This is a genomic window from Enterococcus sp. DIV2402, from assembly GCF_017426705.2.
In the GTDB taxonomy this organism is placed as follows: domain Bacteria; phylum Bacillota; class Bacilli; order Lactobacillales; family Enterococcaceae; genus Enterococcus_F; species Enterococcus_F lowellii.
This window is the reverse complement of record NZ_CP147251.1, coordinates 2,371,421-2,393,974: the sequence shown is the minus strand read 5'-3', so window position 1 is coordinate 2,393,974 and position 22,554 is coordinate 2,371,421. Positions and strand designations below refer to the sequence as shown.

The 22,554-nt window shown below is 36.1% G+C and carries 21 protein-coding genes, 2 CRISPR repeat arrays and 1 other annotated feature; all 21 genes read left to right on the top strand.

The features are described from left to right. Positions 1-24 precede the first annotated feature (24 nt). The 21 genes from DOK78_RS11595 (at position 25) to DOK78_RS11495 (ending at position 20,763) form a co-directional block, all read left to right on the top strand. Positions 25-549: a YqeG family HAD IIIA-type phosphatase gene (locus tag DOK78_RS11595; RefSeq protein ID WP_207940203.1), complete on the top strand. Its 525-nt coding sequence runs from the start codon at positions 25-27 to the stop codon at positions 547-549. Then, on the top strand, positions 549-1,658 hold the full coding sequence (gene yqeH / locus DOK78_RS11590; RefSeq protein WP_207940204.1) for a ribosome biogenesis GTPase YqeH: 1,110 nt from the start codon (positions 549-551) through the stop codon (positions 1,656-1,658). Before DOK78_RS11595 ends, yqeH begins: the two co-directional genes overlap by 1 nt. A gap of 10 nt (positions 1,659-1,668) precedes the next feature. Further along, a complete protein-coding gene (yhbY, locus tag DOK78_RS11585; protein ID WP_207940205.1) occupies positions 1,669-1,980 on the top strand; it encodes a ribosome assembly RNA-binding protein YhbY in 312 nt (103 codons plus the stop codon). 60 nt (positions 1,981-2,040) lie between these two features. Continuing rightward, a complete protein-coding gene (locus DOK78_RS11580) occupies positions 2,041-2,640 on the top strand; it encodes a nicotinate-nucleotide adenylyltransferase (protein ID WP_243430471.1) in 600 nt (199 codons plus the stop codon). Then, positions 2,630-3,217: a bis(5'-nucleosyl)-tetraphosphatase (symmetrical) YqeK gene (yqeK, locus tag DOK78_RS11575; protein WP_207940207.1), complete on the top strand. Its 588-nt coding sequence runs from the start codon at positions 2,630-2,632 to the stop codon at positions 3,215-3,217. The genes DOK78_RS11580 and yqeK overlap by 11 nt, the downstream gene beginning before the upstream one ends. A 32-nt stretch (positions 3,218-3,249) precedes the next feature. Next, positions 3,250-3,591, top strand: a complete 342-nt coding sequence (rsfS, locus tag DOK78_RS11570; RefSeq protein WP_207940634.1) for a ribosome silencing factor — start codon at positions 3,250-3,252, stop codon at positions 3,589-3,591. A 2-nt stretch (positions 3,592-3,593) separates the two neighbouring features. Beyond that, complete coding sequence (locus tag DOK78_RS11565) at positions 3,594-4,322, top strand: class I SAM-dependent DNA methyltransferase (RefSeq protein ID WP_207940208.1); 729 nt, start codon at positions 3,594-3,596, stop codon at positions 4,320-4,322. A 297-nt stretch (positions 4,323-4,619) separates the two neighbouring features. After that, a CRISPR array of direct repeats spans positions 4,620-5,854; the repeat unit is 32 nt; unit sequence GTTGCAGTCTTCATGACTGCATGGATTGAAAT. A 256-nt stretch (positions 5,855-6,110) separates the two neighbouring features. Beyond that, positions 6,111-6,348: a binding site (T-box leader), on the top strand. A 60-nt stretch (positions 6,349-6,408) separates the two neighbouring features. Next, a complete protein-coding gene (trpE, locus tag DOK78_RS11560) occupies positions 6,409-7,776 on the top strand; it encodes an anthranilate synthase component I (RefSeq protein WP_207940209.1) in 1,368 nt (455 codons plus the stop codon). Then, a complete protein-coding gene (locus tag DOK78_RS11555; RefSeq protein WP_207940210.1) occupies positions 7,773-8,333 on the top strand; it encodes an aminodeoxychorismate/anthranilate synthase component II in 561 nt (186 codons plus the stop codon). The genes trpE and DOK78_RS11555 overlap by 4 nt, the downstream gene beginning before the upstream one ends. After that, a complete protein-coding gene (trpD, locus tag DOK78_RS11550) occupies positions 8,334-9,347 on the top strand; it encodes an anthranilate phosphoribosyltransferase (RefSeq protein WP_207940211.1) in 1,014 nt (337 codons plus the stop codon). Further along, the gene (gene trpC / locus DOK78_RS11545; protein WP_207940212.1) at positions 9,347-10,114 is read left to right on the top strand and encodes an indole-3-glycerol phosphate synthase TrpC; all 768 of its coding nucleotides are present in this window, start codon (positions 9,347-9,349) and stop codon (positions 10,112-10,114) included. The genes trpD and trpC overlap by 1 nt, the downstream gene beginning before the upstream one ends. Further along, positions 10,101-10,712, top strand: coding sequence for a phosphoribosylanthranilate isomerase (locus DOK78_RS11540; protein ID WP_207940213.1), 612 nt, complete (start codon positions 10,101-10,103; stop codon positions 10,710-10,712). The genes trpC and DOK78_RS11540 overlap by 14 nt, the downstream gene beginning before the upstream one ends. After that, on the top strand, positions 10,693-11,880 hold the full coding sequence (gene trpB / locus DOK78_RS11535) for a tryptophan synthase subunit beta (protein WP_207940214.1): 1,188 nt from the start codon (positions 10,693-10,695) through the stop codon (positions 11,878-11,880). The genes DOK78_RS11540 and trpB overlap by 20 nt, the downstream gene beginning before the upstream one ends. After that, positions 11,877-12,641 carry a tryptophan synthase subunit alpha gene (trpA, locus tag DOK78_RS11530; RefSeq protein ID WP_207940215.1) on the top strand — a complete coding sequence of 255 codons (765 nt, stop codon included), beginning with the start codon at positions 11,877-11,879 and terminating at the stop codon, positions 12,639-12,641. The genes trpB and trpA overlap by 4 nt, the downstream gene beginning before the upstream one ends. A 638-nt stretch (positions 12,642-13,279) precedes the next feature. Beyond that, positions 13,280-14,986, top strand: coding sequence for a biosynthetic-type acetolactate synthase large subunit (ilvB, locus tag DOK78_RS11525; RefSeq protein WP_207940216.1), 1,707 nt, complete (start codon positions 13,280-13,282; stop codon positions 14,984-14,986). 1 nt (position 14,987) lies between these two features. Next, entirely contained in the window at positions 14,988-15,461 is a 474-nt protein-coding gene (gene ilvN / locus DOK78_RS11520; protein WP_207940217.1) for an acetolactate synthase small subunit, read from the top strand. A 66-nt stretch (positions 15,462-15,527) separates the two neighbouring features. Then, on the top strand, positions 15,528-16,523 hold the full coding sequence (ilvC, locus tag DOK78_RS11515; RefSeq protein ID WP_207940218.1) for a ketol-acid reductoisomerase: 996 nt from the start codon (positions 15,528-15,530) through the stop codon (positions 16,521-16,523). A gap of 24 nt (positions 16,524-16,547) precedes the next feature. After that, positions 16,548-17,804 carry a threonine ammonia-lyase IlvA gene (gene ilvA, locus DOK78_RS11510; protein WP_207940219.1) on the top strand — a complete coding sequence of 419 codons (1,257 nt, stop codon included), beginning with the start codon at positions 16,548-16,550 and terminating at the stop codon, positions 17,802-17,804. A gap of 84 nt (positions 17,805-17,888) precedes the next feature. Beyond that, positions 17,889-18,929, top strand: coding sequence for a hypothetical protein (locus DOK78_RS11505; protein ID WP_207940220.1), 1,041 nt, complete (start codon positions 17,889-17,891; stop codon positions 18,927-18,929). 9 nt (positions 18,930-18,938) lie between these two features. After that, positions 18,939-20,195, top strand: coding sequence for a tetratricopeptide repeat protein (locus DOK78_RS11500; RefSeq protein WP_207940221.1), 1,257 nt, complete (start codon positions 18,939-18,941; stop codon positions 20,193-20,195). A 10-nt stretch (positions 20,196-20,205) separates the two neighbouring features. Next, positions 20,206-20,763 carry a YpiB family protein gene (locus DOK78_RS11495; protein WP_207940222.1) on the top strand — a complete coding sequence of 186 codons (558 nt, stop codon included), beginning with the start codon at positions 20,206-20,208 and terminating at the stop codon, positions 20,761-20,763. Between the two features lie 270 nt (positions 20,764-21,033). After that, positions 21,034-22,400: a CRISPR direct-repeat array (repeat unit 32 nt; unit sequence GTTGCAGTCTTCATGACTGCATGGATTGAAAT). Positions 22,401-22,554 lie beyond the last annotated feature (154 nt).

The following is a 22,554-nucleotide window of genomic DNA, read 5'->3' as shown; positions in this document are numbered from 1 at the left end:
ATTTTTTGACTACGAGGAGAAAATATGTTTTCAAATTACAAACCAACTTGGATGGTAGATGCGATTTATAAAGTGACACCTGAACAATTAAATAAGCATGGTATCAAAGCTGTGTTGACTGATTTAGACAATACTTTAATTGCTTGGAACAATCCCGATGGTACAGAAGAATTACGTATATGGCTTGAATCCATGAAAAAAGCTGAAATTCCTGTCATTGTGGTGTCAAACAATAATGCTGAACGTGTCGGACGAGCACTTCAAGCTTTTGAACTTGATTTTGTTGCACGTGCATTAAAACCTTTTGCGAAAGGAATTAATAAAGCATGTAAGGATCTTGGCGTAGAAAAAGATGCCATTGTAATGGTAGGCGATCAAATAATGACTGATATCCGGGCAGCTAATCGTGCTGGTGTGAAGAGTATTTTGGTACGTCCGGTTATTGATACAGATAGCTGGAAAACACAATTAAACCGTAAAATGGAAAAAAAAATTATGAACTATCTTTTAAACAAACATCCAGAAATGAAATGGCAAGGTGAAATATAATGACAGAAACAATTCAATGTATCGGTTGTGGGGTAACTATCCAAACTGAGAATAAAGACGAATTAGGCTATACACCTAATGCCGCATTAGAAAAAGGGTTAGAAACAGGAGACGTTTATTGCCAACGCTGTTTTAGATTGCGTCATTATAACGAAATTCAAGATGTTTCTTTAACAGATGATGATTTTTTACGTCTATTAAATGAATTAGGGCAAAAGGACGCATTAATTGTCAATGTGGTGGATATATTCGATTTCAATGGCTCCCTTATTCCAGGATTACACCGTTTTGTAGGAAATAATCCAGTGTTATTAGTAGGGAACAAGGTGGATATCTTACCTAAATCATTAAAAAAATCAAAATTAACACAATGGATGCGTGAACGGGCCCATGAAGCTGGTTTACGCCCAGTGGATGTTTTGTTGACGAGTGCGAAAAAACCACATGAATTATCGACGTTATTGGATGCGATTGAAGAATATCGTGAAGGACAAGATGTCTATGTTGTGGGAGTAACGAATGTTGGAAAATCAACGTTGATTAATCAAATTATTCGTCAATCAGCCGGTGTCCAAGAATTAATTACTACTTCCCGTTTTCCAGGAACAACATTAGATAAGATTGAAATTCCTTTAGAAGATGGTCAGTTTTTAATTGATACACCAGGGATTATTCATCGACATCAAATGGCTCATTATTTAGGGAAAAAAGATTTAAAAATTGTTGCACCACACAAGGAAATTAAACCAAAATCTTACCAATTAAATGCTGAACAAACATTATTTTTAGGTGGATTGGCACGCTTTGATTTTATCCAAGGTGAGCGTAGTTCATTTATTGCATATGTTTCAAATGATGTAGAAATTCATCGAACAAAATTGGCAAAAGCAGATGAATTTTATAACAAGCATGTAGGAGGACTTTTACAACCACCGCGTGCAGAAGAAGTTTCTGAGTTTCCAGAACTTGTTCGCTTTGAATTTTCAGTGAAAGAAAAAACAGATATTGTTTTTGCTGGACTTGGTTGGATTACTGTAACAAAACCTGGTGTTGTTGCAGGTTGGGCTCCAAAAGGGGTCGACGTTCTAAAAAGAAAAGCATTGATATAAGGAGAAAAACATGGAATTAAGAGGAAAACAAAAGCGTTTTTTACGCAGTGAAGCACACCATTTACAACCAATTTTTCAAGTAGGAAAAGGTGGCTTAAATGATGCAATGATTACTCAAATTGGCGAAGCGTTAGAAAAACGTGAACTAATCAAAGTATCCTTGCTACAAAATACCGATGAAATTGCTGAAGATGTAGCAGCTGAATTAGAAGCTGCTTTACACTGTGATATTGTTCAAATTATTGGACGCGTCTTAGTGGTATTTAAACCATCATCAAAAGAAAAATATCAAAAAATTTCATCACGTGTTCGTTCAATTTAATGAAGGAGGTCTTTTGAGTTGCAAGGTGAAACTTTTAGTCGTGTACAAACATTTACAAAAATGGAACCAATTCGTACCTCACCGCGAAAGCAAGTAGGGATTCTTGGCGGGACATTTAATCCCGTCCATATCGCTCATCTCATTACGGCCGATCAAGTGGGAAAAGCTTTAGGTTTAGAAACTGTGGCGTTAATGCCTTCGAACCAGCCCCCACATCAAGATGAAAAAAAGACGATTGATGCAGTTCATCGTTTGCAAATGTTGGAATTAGCGATTGTTGATAATCCGCTACTATCCATTGAACCGATTGAATTACAACGTGCAGGTAAAAGCTATACGTACGATACTATGAAGTTATTGACAGAACAAAATCCAGATACCGATTATTATTTCATAATTGGTGGTGATATGGTGGAGTATCTACCCAAATGGTATAAAATAGATGAGTTAATGCAAATGGTGAATTTTGTCGGTGTTCGTCGACCTAATTATCCGACTGAAACAGAATATCCAATTATTTGGATTGACGTACCACTGATGGATGTTAGTTCTACTCAATTGCGTAAAAAAATTGCACAAGGTTGTTCTGTAAATTACCTCGTTCCGCCAAATGTGGTAAACTATATTCAAGAAAAGGGGCTGTACCTAGATGAAATATAGTGGAAATTATACCCAATTAGAACGAGAATTATTGATGCAATGCGTGCAAATGCAAATGAGTGAAAAACGTTTCCGACATGTTTTAGGTGTGGAAGAAACCGCAATTGCTTTAGCAGGACGATATGGTGCTTCTCTTGAAAAAGCAAGTATCGCTGCATTGACGCATGATTATGCCAAAGAACGTTCTGACGATGAATTTAAATTAGTTATTCGCCGTGATAATTTTGATTTAGATTTGTTAAATTGGGGAAATGAGATTTGGCATGGGCTAGTAGGTGCTAATTTTGTTCAACGTGAGCTAGAAATAGATGATGAAGAAATTCTACAAGCTATCCGTGTGCATACAACCGGAGCTGCCGAAATGTCGTTATTAGATAAAATTATTTATGTGGCAGACTATATTGAACCTGGTCGTAATTTTCCTGGAGTAGAAGAGGCGCGAGAAATTGCCTTGAGAAACTTAGATAATGCAGTTGCTTATGAAACGAAACATACACTATTACATCTTGTAAGTAAAGAAGTACCAATTTATCCAAAAACAATTGAAACATATAACAAATGGGTTGCAAAAAAGTAACCAAGGAGGGAATTATCATAGATAGTAAACAAATTTTAGAAATCGCTGTTCGTGCAGCTGATTCTAAACATGCAGAAGACATTATGGCATTAGACGTACATGAAATTTCATTATTAGCAGATTATTTTGTAATTTGTTCAGGAAACAGTGAGCGTCAAATTAATGCGATTGTTGATGAAATTATTGAACAAGTAGAAAAACAACAAGTAGAAGTGAAACGCGTAGAAGGTAAAGATGGTGGCAAATGGGTATTAATCGATTTAAGCGACGTTATTATCCATGTATTCAGCAATTCTGAGCGTGATTTTTATAATCTTGAAAAACTTTGGTCAGATGCACCATTAGTTGATATCAATGAATGGGTCGTTGAGTAATCATGGCTTATGAAACTTTTGCATTCGTTTACGATGAGGTAATGGATACTGATTTATATAAACGTTGGCTAGATTTTTCATTACGTCATCTTGGCGAGCGCAAGCAAATTTTGGAGTTAGCTTGTGGTACAGGTGCATTAGCAGTTGAATTTGCAAAAGGTGGTTTTGATGTGACTGCCTTAGATTTATCAGAAGAAATGTTGATGATTGCAAGTGGACGCGCACAAGAAGCAGAAGTAGCTATTCAATTTGTTGAAGGAGATATGTTAGATTTATCTGATGTCGGTACTTATCAAGCAATTACTTGTTTTTCTGATTCTATTTGTTATATGCAAAATGAAATGGATGTTCAACAAGTTTTTGATGGCGTATATCAAATCCTTGAAAATGATGGGATTTTTATTTTCGATGTACATTCAACCTATCAGATTGATGAAGTATTCCCTTCATATAGTTATCATTATCAAACGGAAGAGTTTGCTTTTTTATGGGATAGCTATCAAGGCGAAGAAGCCCATAGCATTGAGCATTTCTTGACATTTTTTGTTCAAGATGAAGACGGTCATTTTATTCGTGAAGATGAATTGCATCAAGAAAGAACGTATTCATTAGATACCTATCTAATGTTGCTAGAAAATGCTGGTTTTAGTCATGTTGAATCATATGCTGATTTCATTGATAGTGAACCGAATGAAAAAAGTCGTCGTTGGTTTTTTGTTTGCCATAAATAGTAAGAAGACTGAGGAAAAACTCAGTCTTTTTTATTTTGAAAATAGTTGTTTAAATTGAAGCGTGGTATACTTAGTTAAAGTAACTAGTAATTTTCTCAATAAGAAATTAGTGCGAATAGTAAGCTCCCATAAAATCCCTAGGAGATTCGCACCAATAAAATGAACGAAAGTGAGAAAATGATGAGAAATAAATACGATTATATCCTATTTTGCCTATTTTGAGACAAAAAATAATTATAATCGGGCGATATTCATCAAAAGTAACGCGTTTTTGTCTTATTTTTACTAACAATCGCCGTTGCAGTCTTCATGACTGCATGGATTGAAATCAAAGTTTGGGCGATATCAGTCTAAGCGATATCGGTTGCAGTCTTCATGACTGCATGGATTGAAATCCATGTCTTACCATCCTCCATGACCTTTATTTTTTGTTGCAGTCTTCATGACTGCATGGATTGAAATTTGAGCAGATACGTTGGGCGCTGTCATGTCTCCCGTTGCAGTCTTCATGACTGCATGGATTGAAATAATTGGGCTGACAGAAAATTGTAGTCGTCCGGATAGTTGCAGTCTTCATGACTGCATGGATTGAAATCATAGTTAACGTTATTTTTACCTGCTAATTTGATGTTGCAGTCTTCATGACTGCATGGATTGAAATTACGACATCCAGTATATTATCAAACGACATATCAACGTTGCAGTCTTCATGACTGCATGGATTGAAATGGGTCAGTGCTATATTTCTTCAACGTAACGGGTTGTTGCAGTCTTCATGACTGCATGGATTGAAATCACGTTATACCCAAGTTCATCCAAGGTTCGGAGGGTTGCAGTCTTCATGACTGCATGGATTGAAATTTTGCTATATTGATCTTGAACTAATAGTGAAGCAGTTGCAGTCTTCATGACTGCATGGATTGAAATTACTACCGGTTGGAAAACAATATCGGACTTATGTGTTGCAGTCTTCATGACTGCATGGATTGAAATTTATTGCCAATAGGCGGCGAAGCTTGTTTATTACCGTTGCAGTCTTCATGACTGCATGGATTGAAATCGAATCCAGTCACCTATACCGCCTACAAAATCTTGGTTGCAGTCTTCATGACTGCATGGATTGAAATTATAGATGCCAAAGATTTGCTATGGTTTAAGATTGTTGCAGTCTTCATGACTGCATGGATTGAAATAGAGAATAAAGCTGAAATCAGTAATTATCAGTTATTAGTTGCAGTCTTCATGACTGCATGGATTGAAATTCCAAGCAAACGAGACCAAACATAATTCGATGGATGTTGCAGTCTTCATGACTGCATGGATTGAAATCTTGGGGTCCCTGTAACCCAGCAATCCCTTGTGGACCGTTGCAGTCTTCATGACTGCATGGATTGAAATAAGTCTTCAACGTCCTGCATTATCTCAGTTAATTGTTGCAGTCTTCATGACTGCATGGATTGAAATCACAAGTTGAGGCATACTCACGCTACGCTTCTTTTAGTTGCAGTATTCACAACTTCATAGATTGAAATTTTCTAAAATATTCTAGGTGATTTGTCACTAACTCGTTGCAATTGTCATAACCCTGTAGAGTAGATCTCTTACAATTTGATTAAGAAGGGTATCATGAATATTTATTTTTACTAAAAATTTTCAAAAAATAGTTCTCGTATTAGCTGTAAAATACGAGAACTGTTTTTGTTATAGATATCCTTAAAAAATAATTTTTAATAAAATAATAAAAATATGTTGACAATTAGATGAGAAGAATGTAATATTCTGATTAAATATTAAGCGGACAAAAGAAGAGTAACTTTTTTGATACTTTACAGGGAGCTGACGGAGGGTGCGAGTCAGTAAGTTAAAAAGAGTGAATGGGCTTTTGCGCTGAGGCATTGAACTGAAGTAGGTGACTCCGGGAACTCCCGTTATAGAGGAAAATCGTTGATAGACGATTGATAACGAGAATTTGAATAAAATTATTCAAATTAATTGAGGTGGCACCGTGAATTTATTCGCCCTCAGACTTACTTTTAGTGAGTCTGAGGGCTTTTTTGTATTTAGCAGTCATGAAAGGATGAATAAAATGAAAATTACTCGACAAATACAAGGGGATTATTTAACGCCGGTATCTATTTTTTTAAGAATTCAACATGATAAAAAATTTTTATTAGAAAGCAACCCTCGTGAAGCTGAAGAAGGAGCACGTTATTCAATTGTTGCACTTGATCCTGTTAAAGTATTACGTTATCAAGAAGGGATTTTTTCAGTAAATGGCGAAAGTTTTCCTTGTTCCGATCCACTAAAAGAATTGGAGAAGCACATCCTTCATGACGAAGAAATAATTCCTGAAATTCCATTCCAGGGTGGAGCGATTGGGTACGCGGGTTATGATGTGGCTGCTTGTTATGAAAATATTGGACAAATTCCAAAAGATGAATTAGATGTACCAGATATCTATTTCTACGTTTTTGAAACTTTTGTTGTATACGATCATCGTACTGAAATAGTGACTATCGTTCATTCAAATGCCTACAGCAAAAAAACAGTCGTTGAAATGGAAACGCGTATTCAAGAGATTGTTGGCTTTTTACAAACACCAACATCAAAAGAATTAATTGAGAAAAAAGACATCAATTTACCATTCACTAGTAATGTTAGTCAAGAAGAATTTGAAAATCGTGTTCGTAAAGCGAAAAAATTAATTGAAGAAGGCGATTTATTCCAAATTGTTTTATCACAACGGCTACAAGCCGAATTTGAGTTAGATCCATTTGATTATTATCGCTACTTACGTCTCTCCAATCCGTCTTCGTATATGTATTTCCTCAATTTTGAAGAATTACAAGTGGTAGGTTGTTCACCAGAAAGTCTTGTTAGTGTAAAGAATGGACTTGTGACAACTAATCCGATTGCTGGTACTAGAAAGCGAGGCGCAACAGTTGAAGAAGATGTGGCGTTAGCAGAAGAATTATTAGCAGATGAAAAAGAACGTGCAGAACATATGATGTTAATCGATTTAGGAAGAAATGACATTGGACAAATTGCTAAACGTGGGACTGTACGATTACCAATAAATATGACCATTGAAAAGTATCGTTATGTCATGCACATTGTTTCTCTAGTAACTGGAGAGCTAAAAGAAGATTTAACACCAATGGATGCATTAAGAGCAACCTTACCAGCAGGTACTGTCAGTGGGGCTCCGAAAATTCGTGCTATGACTCGTATCTATGAATTAGAACCAGTCAAACGAGGCATGTATGCTGGGGCTGTGGGATATTATTCTATGGATAATCAAGCCGACTTTGCAATAGCCATTCGTACCATGCTAATTAAAGATAAAAAAGCTTATATTCAAGCAGGTGCAGGCATAGTGGCAGATTCAGATCCAACAGCTGAATATTATGAGACATTACAAAAAGCTAAAGCCCTTTTGGAGGTGGGAAGATGATTTTATTAGTTGATAATTATGATTCGTTTACACACAATTTGGCACATCAATTTAATGCAGAACTTGTCATTTTACGAAATGATGATCCTGCATTAATTGAAACAGCTAAAAAAGCATCCGCAATTGTCTTTTCACCTGGGCCAGGAAGACCAGATGAAGCTGGTTTAATGGAAGAAATCATTCGTCGTTTTTACAAAGAAAAACCGATGCTAGGTATTTGCTTAGGGCATCAAGCATTAGGAGAGGTTTTCGGCGGGAAAATTAGTATTGCTACAAAAATTATGCATGGGAAAGTTTCTAAATTAAAGCATGAGCAACAAGGATTGTTTCGTGATGTAACTTTAGATACAGATATCATGCGTTATCACTCATTAATTATTGAACCAGATACATTACCAGAAGTTTTTGAAGTATATGGGTATGCAGATGATGAAATTATGGCGATTAAGCATAAAGAATACCCTGTTTATGGATTACAATTCCATCCAGAATCAATTGGTACAATAGAGGGTCAGACAATGATTGATACATTCCTAGAGGTAGTGGAGGATAAATAAATGAAAGAAATATTTGAAAAATTATATCAAGGAAATGATTTGACTGAATCAGAAATGACCCAATTAGCAGAAATGATTTTTACAGGTGAATTAAAAGATACACAAATTTCTGCTGCATTGATTGCTTTAAAAATGAAGGGCATTACATCAACAGAAATGGCTGCAATTGCCAAAGTTATGCAAAAAAATGCTTTAACAATTGAAAATGCACCAACTAATGCAATGGATAATTGCGGAACTGGTGGCGATCATTCGAACAGTTTTAATGTGAGTACAACAACTGCTTTTGTTTTAGCAGCAGGTGGGATACCAATGGCAAAACATGGGAATCGTAGTATCTCTAGTCGTTCTGGTAGTGCCGATGTTTTAGAGGAACTAGGCGTGAAACTGACGACATCACAAGAGCAAATTAGCCAACTATTAAATGAAATTGGAATTGCCTTCTTATTCGCACAAGCAATGCATCCTAGCATGCGTTATGTCATTAATGTTCGCCGTGAACTAGCAACGCCAACTATTTTAAATTTAATTGGTCCACTAACCAATCCAGTAAACTTGGAAACACAGCTAATGGGAACTTTTGCGGAAAGCTTACTCAAAGAAACAGCAGAAACGCTTGGTAAGCTTGGACGTAAACGAGCGATTGTTTTGCAAGGAGCATATGGGATGGACGAAGCTAATTTAGCTGGAGATACAAAATTTGCATTACTAGAAAATGGTAAGGTTGAAGAATTCACGATTTCTGCTGCGGATGCGGGATTACCAGAATATCCTTTAGAAGCAATAGTTGGCGGAGATTCTAAACGTAATGCAGAAATTCTTGTTTCAGTTTTAGAGAATCAACCATCACCTTTTCTAGATACCGTTTTATTGAACGCAGGATTAGGTTTTTATGCAAATGGAAAGGTGAATAGCGTAAAAGAAGGCGTAGAAGAAGCGAGAAAAATCATTGCTTCTGGGGCTGCTCGCGAAAAATTAGCACAATTAATTGAGAAACAAAAGGAGGTCCAGTAATGGATTTTTTAGAGAAAATTTTAATTGAAAAATGTAAAGAAGTCGCGCAATTACCAATTGTTGAACGAAAAAATCAAGCAAAAGCCTATCCTTTTTACCAGCAAGTAAAAGAACATCCAGAAAAACTTCATGTAATTGGAGAAATTAAGCGGGCTTCTCCTTCAAAAGGAGAAATCAATGTCGATGTTGATATTGTCGCACAAGCAAAATCTTATGAACAAGCGGGTGTTTCAGCAATTTCAGTTTTAACCGATGAAGTATTTTTTAAAGGAAATATGACAGATTTACAAACAGTTGCTAAAAATGTTCAAGTACCTGTTTTGTGTAAAGATTTTATTATCGACGAAAAACAGTTATTCCGTGCAAAAAACGCAGGAGCAAGCATGGTCTTGTTAATTGTTGCAGCATTACCTTTCGATAAACTAAAAGAATTGCATGAAAAAGCAATATCTCTTGATTTAGAGGTTTTAGTTGAAACACATAATACTGAAGAAATGGAAAAGGCACACGCAATTGATGCTAAAATCATTGGCGTAAACAATCGTAATTTAAAAACATTTATTGTAGATATTCAGCACAGCTTAGATTTAGCTCAGCCTGATGATGGTCCAATCTACATTAGTGAATCTGGCTTTGTTACCGGTGAAGATGCCAAACGAGTAGCAGAAGATTATCATGTTATTTTAGTTGGAGAGACGTTGATGCGTGCAGAAAATCCAAAAGCAAAAATTGCAGAATTGCGAGTGAGTCGTCATGACGAAAATTAAAATTTGTGGCTTGATGGATAAACATACAGTAGATGAAGTATGTCGTTTGGGAGCAGATTATCTGGGGTTTGTCTTTGCAAAAAGCAAACGCGAGGTGACATCTGATCAAGTACGATTAATGACGACTGATGTACCCGTGACAATTCAAAAAGTAGGAGTATTTGTGTCTCCAACTATTGAACAGTTACAACGAACCGTTCAAGAAGCTGGATTAGACTTGGTTCAAATTCATGGAGACTTTCCTAACGGGTCATGTGGTGTTCCTACGATTCAAGCGAAAAGTGTAAATGGAAACGAAAAAGAGTTTAAGACAACCGCTGATTTTTTACTATTAGATGCACCACCGAAAGAGTTTTATGGAGGAAATGGCGAAACATTTTCATGGAAAGCTGTTCAACTGAACTTGTTGCCTCAAGAAAAATTGTTCATTGCTGGTGGATTGACAGCAGAAAATGTTCAACAAGCAATTACCTATTTTCAACCATTTGGCGTCGATGTATCTAGTGGTATCGAGACAAATGGTGTGAAGGATTTAGCGAAAATTCAAGCATTTATTAATCAAGTAAAGGAGTATGACCATGTATCAACAACCAGATAATAAAGGATTTTACGGTAATTTTGGTGGGCAATTTGTGCCTGAAACTTTGATGTATGCCGTGAAAGAATTAACACAAATTTATGAAGAAGCAAAAAATGATCCAGAATTCCAAACAACATTGGACTACTATTTAAAACAATATGTTGGTCGTGAAACGCCTTTGTATTATGCTGATAATTTAACCAAACATCTTGGCGGAGCCAAAATTTATTTAAAACGTGAAGATTTGAACCATACCGGAGCGCACAAAATCAATAATGCGATTGGTCAAGTATTGTTAGCAAAACGTATGGGAAAAAATAAAATTGTTGCCGAAACAGGTGCTGGTCAACATGGCGTAGCTACTGCAACTGCTGCAGCACTCTTCGGCATGGAATGTATTATTTTCATGGGTGAAGTAGATGTGAAACGCCAAGAGTTAAACGTTTTTCGGATGGAATTGTTAGGAGCAAAAGTCGAAAGCGTCCTTTCAGGTAGCCGTACGTTAAAAGACGCTGTAAATGAAGCGTTACGTTACTGGGTGGCAACGGTAGAAGATACGCACTATGTATTAGGCTCAGCCTTGGGTCCACATCCATTCCCAGAAATCGTTCGTGACTTTCAAAGTGTGATTGGGACTGAAGCAAAGCGCCAATATTTAGAAGTCGAAGGAAAATTACCTGAAGTAGCATTAGCATGCGTCGGTGGCGGAAGCAATTCAATTGGTTTGTTCTATCCATTTATCAATGATGATGTCCGATTAATTGGGGTGGAAGCAGCTGGAAAAGGTTTGGACACTGAAGAACATGCTGCTTCAATCACAAAAGGTGATGTTGGTGTGTTACACGGAAGTAAAATGCACCTTTTACAAGATGATGATGGACAAGTATTAGAAGCCTTTTCTATTTCAGCTGGTTTAGATTACCCTGGCATAGGACCAGAACACTCGCACTTGTATACTTCTGGAAGAGCAGAATACAAAACAATTACTGATGAAGAAGCACTTGAAGGTTTCCATTTGTTATCACGTACAGAAGGTATCATACCAGCATTAGAGAGTTCACATGCAATTGCCTATGCAATGAAATTAGCGAAAGAAATGTCGTCAGAAGAAAGTATTTTAATCTGTTTATCTGGTCGTGGGGATAAAGATGTGCAACAAATCAAAGAAAGGATGGCACAGGAATGAAATCATTAACACATGTATTACAACAAAAAAAAGACAATGGAAATAAATTATTTATTCCGTATATTATGGCTGGTGCAAATGGCTTAGGACGTTTGGCTGATGAAATTGAAATGTTAGCTGACAGTGGAGCAAGCGCAATTGAATTAGGTGTGCCTTTTTCTGATCCAGTAGCTGATGGACCTGTTATCCAACTAGCAGGGATTCATTCGCGCGAACGTGGAACAACTTTAAAGAAGATTATTACTTTTTTAAATGAATTTAATTCGCCAGTTCCTTTAATTTTGATGGGCTATTTTAATTCTTTTTTTCATTATGGCTTAGACAAATTAGTAGAAGATTTAAGTTCGACAGATGTCAAAGGAATAATTATTCCGGACTTACCTTATGAGCATCGAGAAATGTTTTTAGAACCAGCAAAAGATAGTGATATTGCGTTTATACAACTGGTGACTCTAACTAGTTCCGATGAACGAATTGAACAATTAGTAAGTGATGCGGATGGATTTATTTACGCAGTAACAATTAACGGAACAACCGGTGTTAATCGAAACTATCAGGATAACCTTTATCAACATTTGCAAAAAATCACCGAAAAAAGCCCAATCCCAGTTTTAGCAGGATTTGGTGTGTCGAAACCAGAGCACGTTCAAACATTTAACAATTATTGCGATGGTGTCATTATTGGAAGTTGTATTGTACAAACTTTAGAACAAGATGGCGTAGATCAGACACAAGAATTAATTGAATCGTTATTTGCATAAAAAGGAGTGCGACAATTTTGTCGCATTCCTTTTTTTAGAATACATTTACTTAACATTCATTTGTTTTTCATGTACAATGGTAAAAAGTTGTTAAATTCTAATTCTTTTTTCATTTTTAAATCCACAGTGTGGTAAAATTTACCATTTGTGCAGAAAATAAAAAAAATTCAGAAAACTTATTGACTTTTATTTTGATTAACGTTATATTGTAAAAAATCAACAAAATAAACCAGAGATAAAAATAGATTTTTCAACTTGTAAGGAGACGATTCACATGCACAAAGAAAGACAATACTTATTGGTCATTATTAGGTAAGTGGACTTAGAACACGGAAAAAAATCCGGTTGTTTGAGTCCTATTTGTGTTAGTGAATGGGATTCTTACAAGAGAGCATCCCATTCTACTTTGTTAGAAGGATGCTCTTTTTTTCAGAAAAATCTGGCATAAGGAACTAGGAGTGGTACGATTAGAAGTGACCAAATAAAAGTAAATATTGAAATATCTAATGAAGAAATAGCTGAACGTGAACAGACATGTTTCAAATTAAAACATGGTTGGTTAGTAGCTATACAGCATTAGTAACATCTGCCCATACAGGTGGAATTATGCGAGTACCAAAAGACTAGGAGGAAAATTAATGAAGAATCAAGATCAAGAAATAGCTCAAAAAATGTCAGGAGCACAGCTTTTATTAAAAAGCTTGCAAAAACATGATGTTGAATTAGTTTTTGGGTATCCTGGTGGTGCGGTTCTTCCATTATATGATGCTTTATACGATGCAGAAATTCCCAATATCCTAACAAGACATGAACAAGGTGCAGTACATGCGGCAGAAGGATATGCCAAAGCAACAGGCAAACCTGGTGTAGTAATTGTAACAAGTGGTCCTGGAGCAACAAACGTTGTGACGGGGATTGCAGATGCGATGGGCGATTCTGTTCCTCTAATTGTTATTACAGGACAAGTTGCAACACCTGGTATTGGGAAAGACGCTTTTCAAGAAGCAGATATTTTAGGAATTACACTACCCATCACAAAACATAATTACCAAGTTCGTGATGTGGAAGAATTAGAAAAAACCATTGATGAAGCTTTTCATATTGCAACAACTGGTCGTAAAGGACCTGTTGTTATTGATTTACCAAAAGATATTTCAATTATTGAGGGCACCTATACGCAACGGACGAAACCAGTCAATTTGATTAGCTATCAGCCAACAACCAATCCTTCACAATTACAAATAACTCGCTTGATGGAGCAACTCAAAAAAGCGAAAAAACCAATTGTATTAGCTGGTGCGGGGATTACGGCTGCAAATGCGGCAAAAGAGTTACAAGAGTTTGTTGAACGTTACAAATTACCGACTGTCACAACTTTACTTGGTTTAGGAACATTGCCAGCAGATTGTCCGTACTTTTTAGGTATGGGCGGAATGCACGGAAGTTATGCTTCCAACATGGCGTTAGCTGAATGTGACCTACTCATTAATATAGGTAGTCGTTTTGATGATCGTTTGGCTACGTGTCCAAGTCAATTTGCAACAGGAGCAGTGATTGCGCATATTGATATTGATCCAGCTGAAATTGGAAAAATCATTCCAACAGATATTCCGATTGTGGGAGATGCAAAAAATGCTTTAGAAAAATTATTAGCTTTTGAACCTTTTGAAGTGGATAGTCAAGCATGGCAAGAACTTTGCATAGAACGCAAACAAAAATACCCATTTAAATATGATCGTGAAAACAAAGATGAGATTAAGCCACAACGTGTTATTGAAAAAATTGGAGAAATTACAAAAGGACAATCTTTTGTCTCAACTGACGTTGGTCAACATCAAATGTGGGTTGCACAATATTATCCATTCAATTTTCCAAATCAATTAATTACAAGTGGTGGACTTGGAACGATGGGCTTTGGAATACCAGCTGGAATTGGAGCACAATTTGCTTATCGTGATCGTCCTGTAATTGTTTTCGTTGGTGATGGTGGTTTCCAAATGACTAACCAAGAATTTGCTATTTTAAATGAAAATGGTTTGAACGTTAAATTTGTATTAATTAACAATGGTTCTTTAGGAATGGTTCGTCAATGGCAAGAACGATTCCATAATGAAAGACGTTCTTCTTCTGTTTTTGATGGACAGCCAGACTTCATTAAATTAGCAGAGGCTTATGGCATTGATGCTGTACGTATCATGAATCCTGCCACTGTCGATAGTGAACTAGAAGCAGCCTTTGCAAAAGAAGGGCCAATGTTGATTGAAGTAATTGTTTCAAATTCGGAACACGTTACGCCAATGGTTCCTGCGGGAGTTCCTAATGATCAGATGATAGGGGTGGAGTGAAATGAGACGAATTATAACAGCAATCGTGTATAATAAATCTGGTGTACTTAGTCGAATTACGAGTGTATTAAATCGTCGACAAGTAAATATCGAAAGTATTTCAGTCGGCGTAGTTGAAGCAGAAATTTCTCGGATGACAATTGTTATTAATGTGAACACTTTGTCAGAAGCAGAGCAAGTAACAAAACAATTAAACAAACAAATCGAAGTTGTGAAGGTATCAGATATTACGGATGATCCACACATCGAAAGAGAATTAGCTTTAATTCAAGTAAATGCACCAATGAGTGTTCGTTCTGAGATTCAAGCAGTTATTGCACCATTTCGTGCTGATATCGTTGATGTGGCACAAAAAACTATTATTGTCCAAGTGGCAGGTACTCATGACAAAATTAACGCATTTATTGATGTGTTACGTCCATATGGTATCAAACAATTGGCAAGAACCGGTATTACCGGAATAAAAAGAGGTTAAACGCATTAAAATGCTTTTAATATATATAAAATAAAAGAAGATTATAACTTTGGAGGGAATAGATTTATGGTAAAAGTTTATTATGAAGATGCAGTAGTAGAAAATGCACTAGAAGGAAAAACAATTGCGGTTGTGGGATACGGTTCTCAAGGACATGCCCATGCACAAAACTTAAGAGATAATGGCCACCAAGTTATCATCGGAATTCGTGAAGGTAAATCAGCAGAAGCAGCCCGTGAAGATGGCTTTGATGTTTTTGAAGTAAGTGAAGCAGCAAAACAAGCAGAAGTAATCATGATTTTAGCACCAGATGAAATTCAAGGTTCACTTTATGAAAAAGAAATCGCACCTAACTTAGAAGCAGGAAATTCATTAGTATTTGCGCATGGATTTAACATTCACTTTGATGTTATCACTCCTCCAGCAGATGTTGACGTATTTTTAGTTGCACCAAAAGGACCAGGCCATCTAGTTCGTCGTACATTTACTGATGGATTTGCTGTACCAGCATTATTTGCGGTATACCAAGATGCTACTGGCAAAGCGAAAGAAACAGCATTATCTTACGCTAAAGGAATTGGTGCAACTCGTGTAGGTGTTTTAGAAACAACATTTAAAGAAGAGACTGAAACTGACTTATTCGGTGAACAAGCAGTTCTATGTGGTGGCTTAACTAGCTTGATTGAAGCAGGTTTTGAAACATTAGTAGAAGCTGGTTACCAACCAGAATTAGCTTACTTTGAAGTATGTCATGAAATGAAATTAATCATCGACTTAATTTATGAAGGTGGATTCGCTAAAATGCGTAATTCTATTTCAAACACTGCCGAATATGGTGACTACGTTTCTGGACCACGTGTTATCACAGAAGTTGCTAAAGCAAACATGAAAGAAGTCTTAACAGACATCCAAAATGGTACATTTGCAAACAACTTTGTAAAAGATAACGAAAATGGTTTCCCAGAATTCAAGAAAATGCGCGCAGAACGTGCTGGACACCAAATCGAAGCTGTTGGTGCTGAATTAAGAAAAATGATGCCATTCGTAAAAACAATCGACTAAGACATAAGTAGGGGTGTGAATAATTTGGGGTTAGTAACAAGAAATGATGTAGACCAAGCGTATCAGCTACTCAAATCAGCTGTTGCTCATACACCATTACAATATGATCGATATCTATCAGAAAAATATCAAGCAACAATCCTACTAAAACGAGAAGACTTACAAAAAGTACGTTCATTCAAATTGCGTGGCGCTTATTATGCGATTAAAAAGCGTCCGCAAAGTGAATTAGAATCAGGTGTTGTGTGTGCGAGTGCCGGAAATCATGCGCAAGGAGTTGCTTATACTTGTCGAGAAATCGGAGTACAAGCAGTCATCTTTATGCCAAGTACAACCCCACAACAAAAAGTATCACAAGTTTCTTTCTTCGGTGGCAATAATGTCACGATTGAATTAGTAGGAGATACCTTCGATGCTTCGGCAGCAGCAGCTAAAGCTTTTGCAAAAGAAAAAGGAATGGCATTTATCGATCCTTTTGATGATCCAGCAATTATTGCTGGTCAAGGAACGTTAGCAGTTGAAATGATGGCAGATGCATTAGCAGAAAGCTATCAGCCTGACTATGTATTTGCAGCAATTGGCGGTGGTGGCCTAATCAGTGGTGTTAGCACGTATGTTAAAGATGTTAGTCCAGTAACTAAGATTATTGGAGTGGAGCCAAAAGGAGCCCCTTCTATGCAAGAGGCTTTTGATTACGGCGCACCTGTTGCCTTGAAACAACTCGATAAATTCGTAGATGGAGCAGCTGTAAAAGAAGTCGGACAACTTACCTATCAACATGCGAAAGAATATGTTGATCAGCTGATGACTGTAGATGAAGGCTTAGTTTGTTCTACAATTTTAGAATTGTATAGTAAACAAGCAATTGTCGCAGAACCTGCGGGTGCATTAAGTGTGGCAGCATTAGAATCGATGCAAGCTGAAATTAAAGGGAAAACGGTTATTTGTATTATTAGTGGCGGTAACAACGACATTAATCGTATGGCCGAAATTGAAGAACGTTCATTGATATATCAAGGATTGATGAATTACTTTGTTATCAATTTTCCTCAACGCCCAGGAGCATTGAAAGAATTTGTTAGTGAAGTGTTAGGTCCAGATGATGATATTACTCGTTTTGAATATACGAAAAAAATCAATCGTGGATCAGGGCCGGTTGTCTTAGGTGTGTTATCAAAAACACGTGAAGATGTTCCAAGTCTATTTGAACGCATTGCTGAGTTTGATCCTGCCTATATTGATTTGAGTGAAAACCAATCGTTATTCACCTTATTAGTCTAATGAAAAAAGCAAAATCTTTCGGGATTTTGCTTTTTTCTGTTCTTTAAATAAACGTGTTATAATACATAACAAGGAGGGAGAAAGATGCAGTTAAATTATCAAAAAAATAATGCAACAACAGCTATTGTTTATGGTGAAATTTTATCTTCAAGTATTCATCCAGAAATGTTTGCAAATAAACATATTATTGTTTTAACAAATCAACGCTATTACGATCATTTTTTTGAAAAAATTCAACACATATTTTCTCCACAAGCAATTGATTGGTATGTTTGTAGTAACTTGATTTATGGAAATCATGTTCGGGAATTAATGGATGTATTAGACTTTTTAGGTCAATTTTCTCCAAATAAAGAGTATTTATTTGTTGCTTTTGGAAACGAAGGTGTCATTCAGTTGACTGGTTTTATTCAAAAGACTACTATTTTATCAGGTAATTTTTGGGTCTTGCCTACCACCTTGCGTTCATTCGTAGCAGCTCTTGTTGAAGAACGGTTTATTTGTAAGCAATCGATGGAAATGTTGTTAACAGAAAAGAATTTACCAGAAAAAATTTTTTTAGATCAAACCATTGTTGCTGGACAAAATGATGGGAAATTAGTGGATTTACAAGCATTTATTCGTGTAGGCCTAGTTTATAATTATGCATTTCTACAAACACTATTTAAAAATTTCCCAAATAGAAAACAAGTGCAATCAACTTCTTTTATAGCCTTTGTGTCCCAAGTCATAGAGAGTTATCAGCAAGCTTCAAAAGAAATTGAAGGATTCGGTAAAATATTCGAAGAGGCATTTTATCATACAGAAAATGGCCATTTGCTCTCAGAAAATATGAAACGCTTTTTAGGAATGGTATTGCATTTATTTTGGAATTTAGAAATTATAGAAACAACTTTTCGAATTAAAAACTTTATGATTTGGTTAAAGCATTTAGGCTTTCCGATTGTTTTTCCAGAGCAGATTTCGGTTGCTGAATACTTGCAAAATGTGTTACATTTACAGAAAAAGTACCCACAGTTGGTGGTTTTGTCAGAAATTGGTACAATAGGAAGAGAGCAATCAATAACTGAAAATCAGTTAATACAATCGATGGAACATTATCAAAAAATGATTGCCGAGATTTGAGGGAAGAAAATGACATACAGTGAAAAAATGCTTCAAGCGTTACAAAATGAAGATTTAGCTGAAGCACAATTATCTTTAGAAGAAGCATTACAAAAAGATGATGATGCTATTTTGGCAGAATTAGGAGAAGAATTATTAGCTATTGGTTTTTTAGAAGAAGCCAAAGCAGTTTTTATTACATTAACAGAGCGTCAACCAAGCGAAGATGCCTATAATTTACCACTTGCAGAAATTGCAATTGAGAATAACGAGATGGAAGAAGCGTTTGAATATTTAGAAGCCATTTCTAAATCAAGCGAGACATATCCACAAGCTTTATTGATTACAGCTGATTTGTATCAAGTGTTAGGAATTCCTGAAGTGAGCGAAGCAAAATTAAAAGAAGCGGCTCAATTATTGCCAGAAGAGAATTTAATTCAATTTGCTTTAGCGGAATTATATTTTTCAATGGATAAGTTTGTTGAAGCAGAACAAATCTATCGGAAACTGTTACAAGATGAGACTTTAGATGTCACAGGAATCTCACTTGTCGAAAGAATTGGATCATCGTTAAGTATGCAAGGGAAATTTGAAGAAGCAGTTTTATTTTTAGAAGAAGCATTGGAAGACGAACAAACAGATGATCGTTTATTTCAGACGGCTTTTGTCTATTTACAATTGAAAGAAAATGAGAAAGCTATTTATTATTTACAACAATTGCGTGTGATGAATCCGCAGTATCAAGCATTATATTTATATCTAGCAGAAGCATTACAAGAAGAAGAGTTATTAGAAGAAGCACAGGCAGTAATTGAAGAAGGGATTCAAGAAAATCCTTACCAAGTTGATTTTTATCATTTCGCTTCTGAAAATAGCTATCGATTACATGATGTAAAAAAAGCAGAAGATTACCTAGTAAAAGCGTTAGAAACTGGCGAAAAAGCAGATGAGACATTATTAACATTAAGTAATTTGTACTTAAATGAAGAAATGTTTGATGAAGTGATTGATGCCATTAGCCGTATGGAAGATCAAGATAATCCGTATGCTTTATGGAATCTAGCCCATGCTTATAACGAATTGGAAGAATTCGATTCTGCTACAAAATATTATGAAGAGGCAAATATTGCCTTAAACCATGAGCCTGAATTTATGAAAGAATATGGTATTTTCTTACGTGAAGAAGGGCGCTTAGAGGAAGCGCGTCATCTGTTGTCTCATTATTTAGCTCATGAACCAGGTGATTTGGAGGTACAGTCTATTTTAGACGATTTATCAGAAAGATAGGGTGAAAAAAATGACCATCAATGTTGCAGATAAAAAACGTTTTTTAAATTGGTTGGTGTCACATGAGTCTTTTTCACGTCGAGAAGTTTCTTGGATTTTGAATTATTTAACAAATCATGAAACAATATTGAAAAATGTTCATTTTGTTGAACATGCAGATAAAACACCTCGTGGGATTTGTGTTCAAGCAACTACCCTAGAAGGTGAACCAATATCATTATTTTTAAAAGATAAAGTCTTTACAGATAGTGATCAAATTTTTCATGAAATCCGGTTGAATTGGAAGCATCCACTATATTTAGAATGCCGCTTTAATCGTTCATGGGAAAATGAATTCTTTTTAGCTGTTTTAGAAGATAATCCATATCATCGTTGGAATGAAACATTAGACGCTGATGTTGTGTCAAAACTAGAAGAATATTTTTTCACAGAAGATGTAGAGATGAAAATTGCAGATTTATATAGACAAATCGATCAAGCCTTAGAAAATGATAATCACGAATTGTTTCTACAATTATCCACCGAGGTTAATCAGCTATTAGAAAAGAAAGCATTAGTGACTGAATAAAAAAGATCCAAGGACAATTTTTAGTTGTTCTTGGATCTTTTTGTTCTTTTTCATGATAAAATAAAGTAATAAAAAAATAATAAGGTAATGAGTGCGAATCCTAAGCTCCCATAAATTCCCTAGGAGATTCGCACCACTAAAATGTCATTAAATGATAAAATGATGAGGAAATAAATACGATTATATTCAATTTTACCAAAAAATATATATAATTGGGCGATACTCATCAGAAAATGTGTCCTCTTCAGACCATTTTCTCCATAAATCGCCGTTGCAGTCTTCATGACTGCATGGATTGAAATGTTGCAACTCGGCTAGCACAGGGAATAGCTCAACGGGTTGCAGTCTTCATGACTGCATGGATTGAAATAGTCAATGGGTATTGGAACAGGAGGCAGAGCGATGAGTTGCAGTCTTCATGACTGCATGGATTGAAATGGTAAAAACGTACGTTGCGCCGTCAAAGTAATGGGTTGCAGTCTTCATGACTGCATGGATTGAAATACCGATTGCATCAAGAGCTGCACCTTTTGCTTTATGTTGCAGTCTTCATGACTGCATGGATTGAAATATTCCACCACTTGTCAGCTTCGTATTTCCCTTCCGTTGCAGTCTTCATGACTGCATGGATTGAAATAAAGGACGATGAAGATATAGAACAGTTGCAAAAATTAGTTGCAGTCTTCATGACTGCATGGATTGAAATTTGCGGTTGAAACAAACAATCTTTATTTAGTACCAGTTGCAGTCTTCATGACTGCATGGATTGAAATGCCAATACACTTACAACAAGAACAGAAGCGCAATCAGTTGCAGTCTTCATGACTGCATGGATTGAAATTAACAAATAAGCCCGCTTGGATTTAGACTGATTCAGTTGCAGTCTTCATGACTGCATGGATTGAAATTAGCTTTTTACCATGTCCTTCGACAATCTTTTCTGTTGCAGTCTTCATGACTGCATGGATTGAAATATTTCCATATTTATCTCTTGAAGCGAACCAACTTCGTTGCAGTCTTCATGACTGCATGGATTGAAATTTTCGCAAGTACCAAATGCATAGATTTTTTAGCGTTGCAGTCTTCATGACTGCATGGATTGAAATCATACAACCCGTAGAGGTTTTAAAACGAGACGAGTTGCAGTCTTCATGACTGCATGGATTGAAATAATTGGATAGTGTTTCCTTGTCTGTAACTCTTGCTGTTGCAGTCTTCATGACTGCATGGATTGAAATAGGTGTATACTCCTGCATAGCCCAACTTGCACTGTTGCAGTCTTCATGACTGCATGGATTGAAATATACTCTCGACAAGCAGAACCACTCATTTCTAAATGTTGCAGTCTTCATGACTGCATGGATTGAAATAAAGCTTCTCCCCTTTTTAAATGGGGAAACTACAGTTGCAGTCTTCATGACTGCATGGATTGAAATCTATGCTTGTGAGGGTGTTTTTTTGTCTTCTTTTGTTGCAGTCTTCATGACTGCATGGATTGAAATTACAAAGGAATCTTCTGTTTCTGTTGCGACATCTGGTTGCAGTCTTCATGACTGCATGGATTGAAATTAATTTACCGCCTAATGCCAAAGTAAAAATCTCTTCGTTGCAGTCTTCATGACTGCATGGATTGAAATAAACTATGTACACCCCACGCCTTTATCATCAGCGTGTTGCAGTCTTCCACCAGCATAAACGGTAGTTTGAAAATCAATAATAAGACTTATTTAGGGGTCATTCAAAAATTGCAACATAAAAATGTAAATGATTTTAATGAACTATGTGTATCCT

Bases quoted from the DNA above. Each gene is read 5' to 3' on its own strand.
- DOK78_RS11495 (WP_207940222.1), top strand. From the start codon at position 20,206: ATGACCATCAATGTTGCAGATAAAAAACGTTTTTTAAATTGGTTGGTG.
- trpC (WP_207940212.1), top strand. From the start codon at position 9,347: ATGGATTTTTTAGAGAAAATTTTAATTGAAAAATGTAAAGAAGTCGCG.
- trpD (WP_207940211.1), top strand. From the start codon at position 8,334: ATGAAAGAAATATTTGAAAAATTATATCAAGGAAATGATTTGACTGAA.
- DOK78_RS11555 (WP_207940210.1), top strand. From the start codon at position 7,773: ATGATTTTATTAGTTGATAATTATGATTCGTTTACACACAATTTGGCA.
- ilvB (WP_207940216.1), top strand. From the start codon at position 13,280: ATGAAGAATCAAGATCAAGAAATAGCTCAAAAAATGTCAGGAGCACAG.
- ilvN (WP_207940217.1), top strand. From the start codon at position 14,988: ATGAGACGAATTATAACAGCAATCGTGTATAATAAATCTGGTGTACTT.
- DOK78_RS11580 (WP_243430471.1), top strand. From the start codon at position 2,041: ATGGAACCAATTCGTACCTCACCGCGAAAGCAAGTAGGGATTCTTGGC.
- DOK78_RS11505 (WP_207940220.1), top strand. From the start codon at position 17,889: ATGCAGTTAAATTATCAAAAAAATAATGCAACAACAGCTATTGTTTAT.
- ilvC (WP_207940218.1), top strand. From the start codon at position 15,528: ATGGTAAAAGTTTATTATGAAGATGCAGTAGTAGAAAATGCACTAGAA.
- DOK78_RS11565 (WP_207940208.1), top strand. From the start codon at position 3,594: ATGGCTTATGAAACTTTTGCATTCGTTTACGATGAGGTAATGGATACT.
- trpB (WP_207940214.1), top strand. From the start codon at position 10,693: ATGTATCAACAACCAGATAATAAAGGATTTTACGGTAATTTTGGTGGG.
- yhbY (WP_207940205.1), top strand. From the start codon at position 1,669: ATGGAATTAAGAGGAAAACAAAAGCGTTTTTTACGCAGTGAAGCACAC.
- DOK78_RS11500 (WP_207940221.1), top strand. From the start codon at position 18,939: ATGACATACAGTGAAAAAATGCTTCAAGCGTTACAAAATGAAGATTTA.
- DOK78_RS11595 (WP_207940203.1), top strand. From the start codon at position 25: ATGTTTTCAAATTACAAACCAACTTGGATGGTAGATGCGATTTATAAA.
- DOK78_RS11540 (WP_207940213.1), top strand. From the start codon at position 10,101: ATGACGAAAATTAAAATTTGTGGCTTGATGGATAAACATACAGTAGAT.
- trpE (WP_207940209.1), top strand. From the start codon at position 6,409: ATGAAAATTACTCGACAAATACAAGGGGATTATTTAACGCCGGTATCT.
- yqeK (WP_207940207.1), top strand. From the start codon at position 2,630: ATGAAATATAGTGGAAATTATACCCAATTAGAACGAGAATTATTGATG.
- yqeH (WP_207940204.1), top strand. From the start codon at position 549: ATGACAGAAACAATTCAATGTATCGGTTGTGGGGTAACTATCCAAACT.
- trpA (WP_207940215.1), top strand. From the start codon at position 11,877: ATGAAATCATTAACACATGTATTACAACAAAAAAAAGACAATGGAAAT.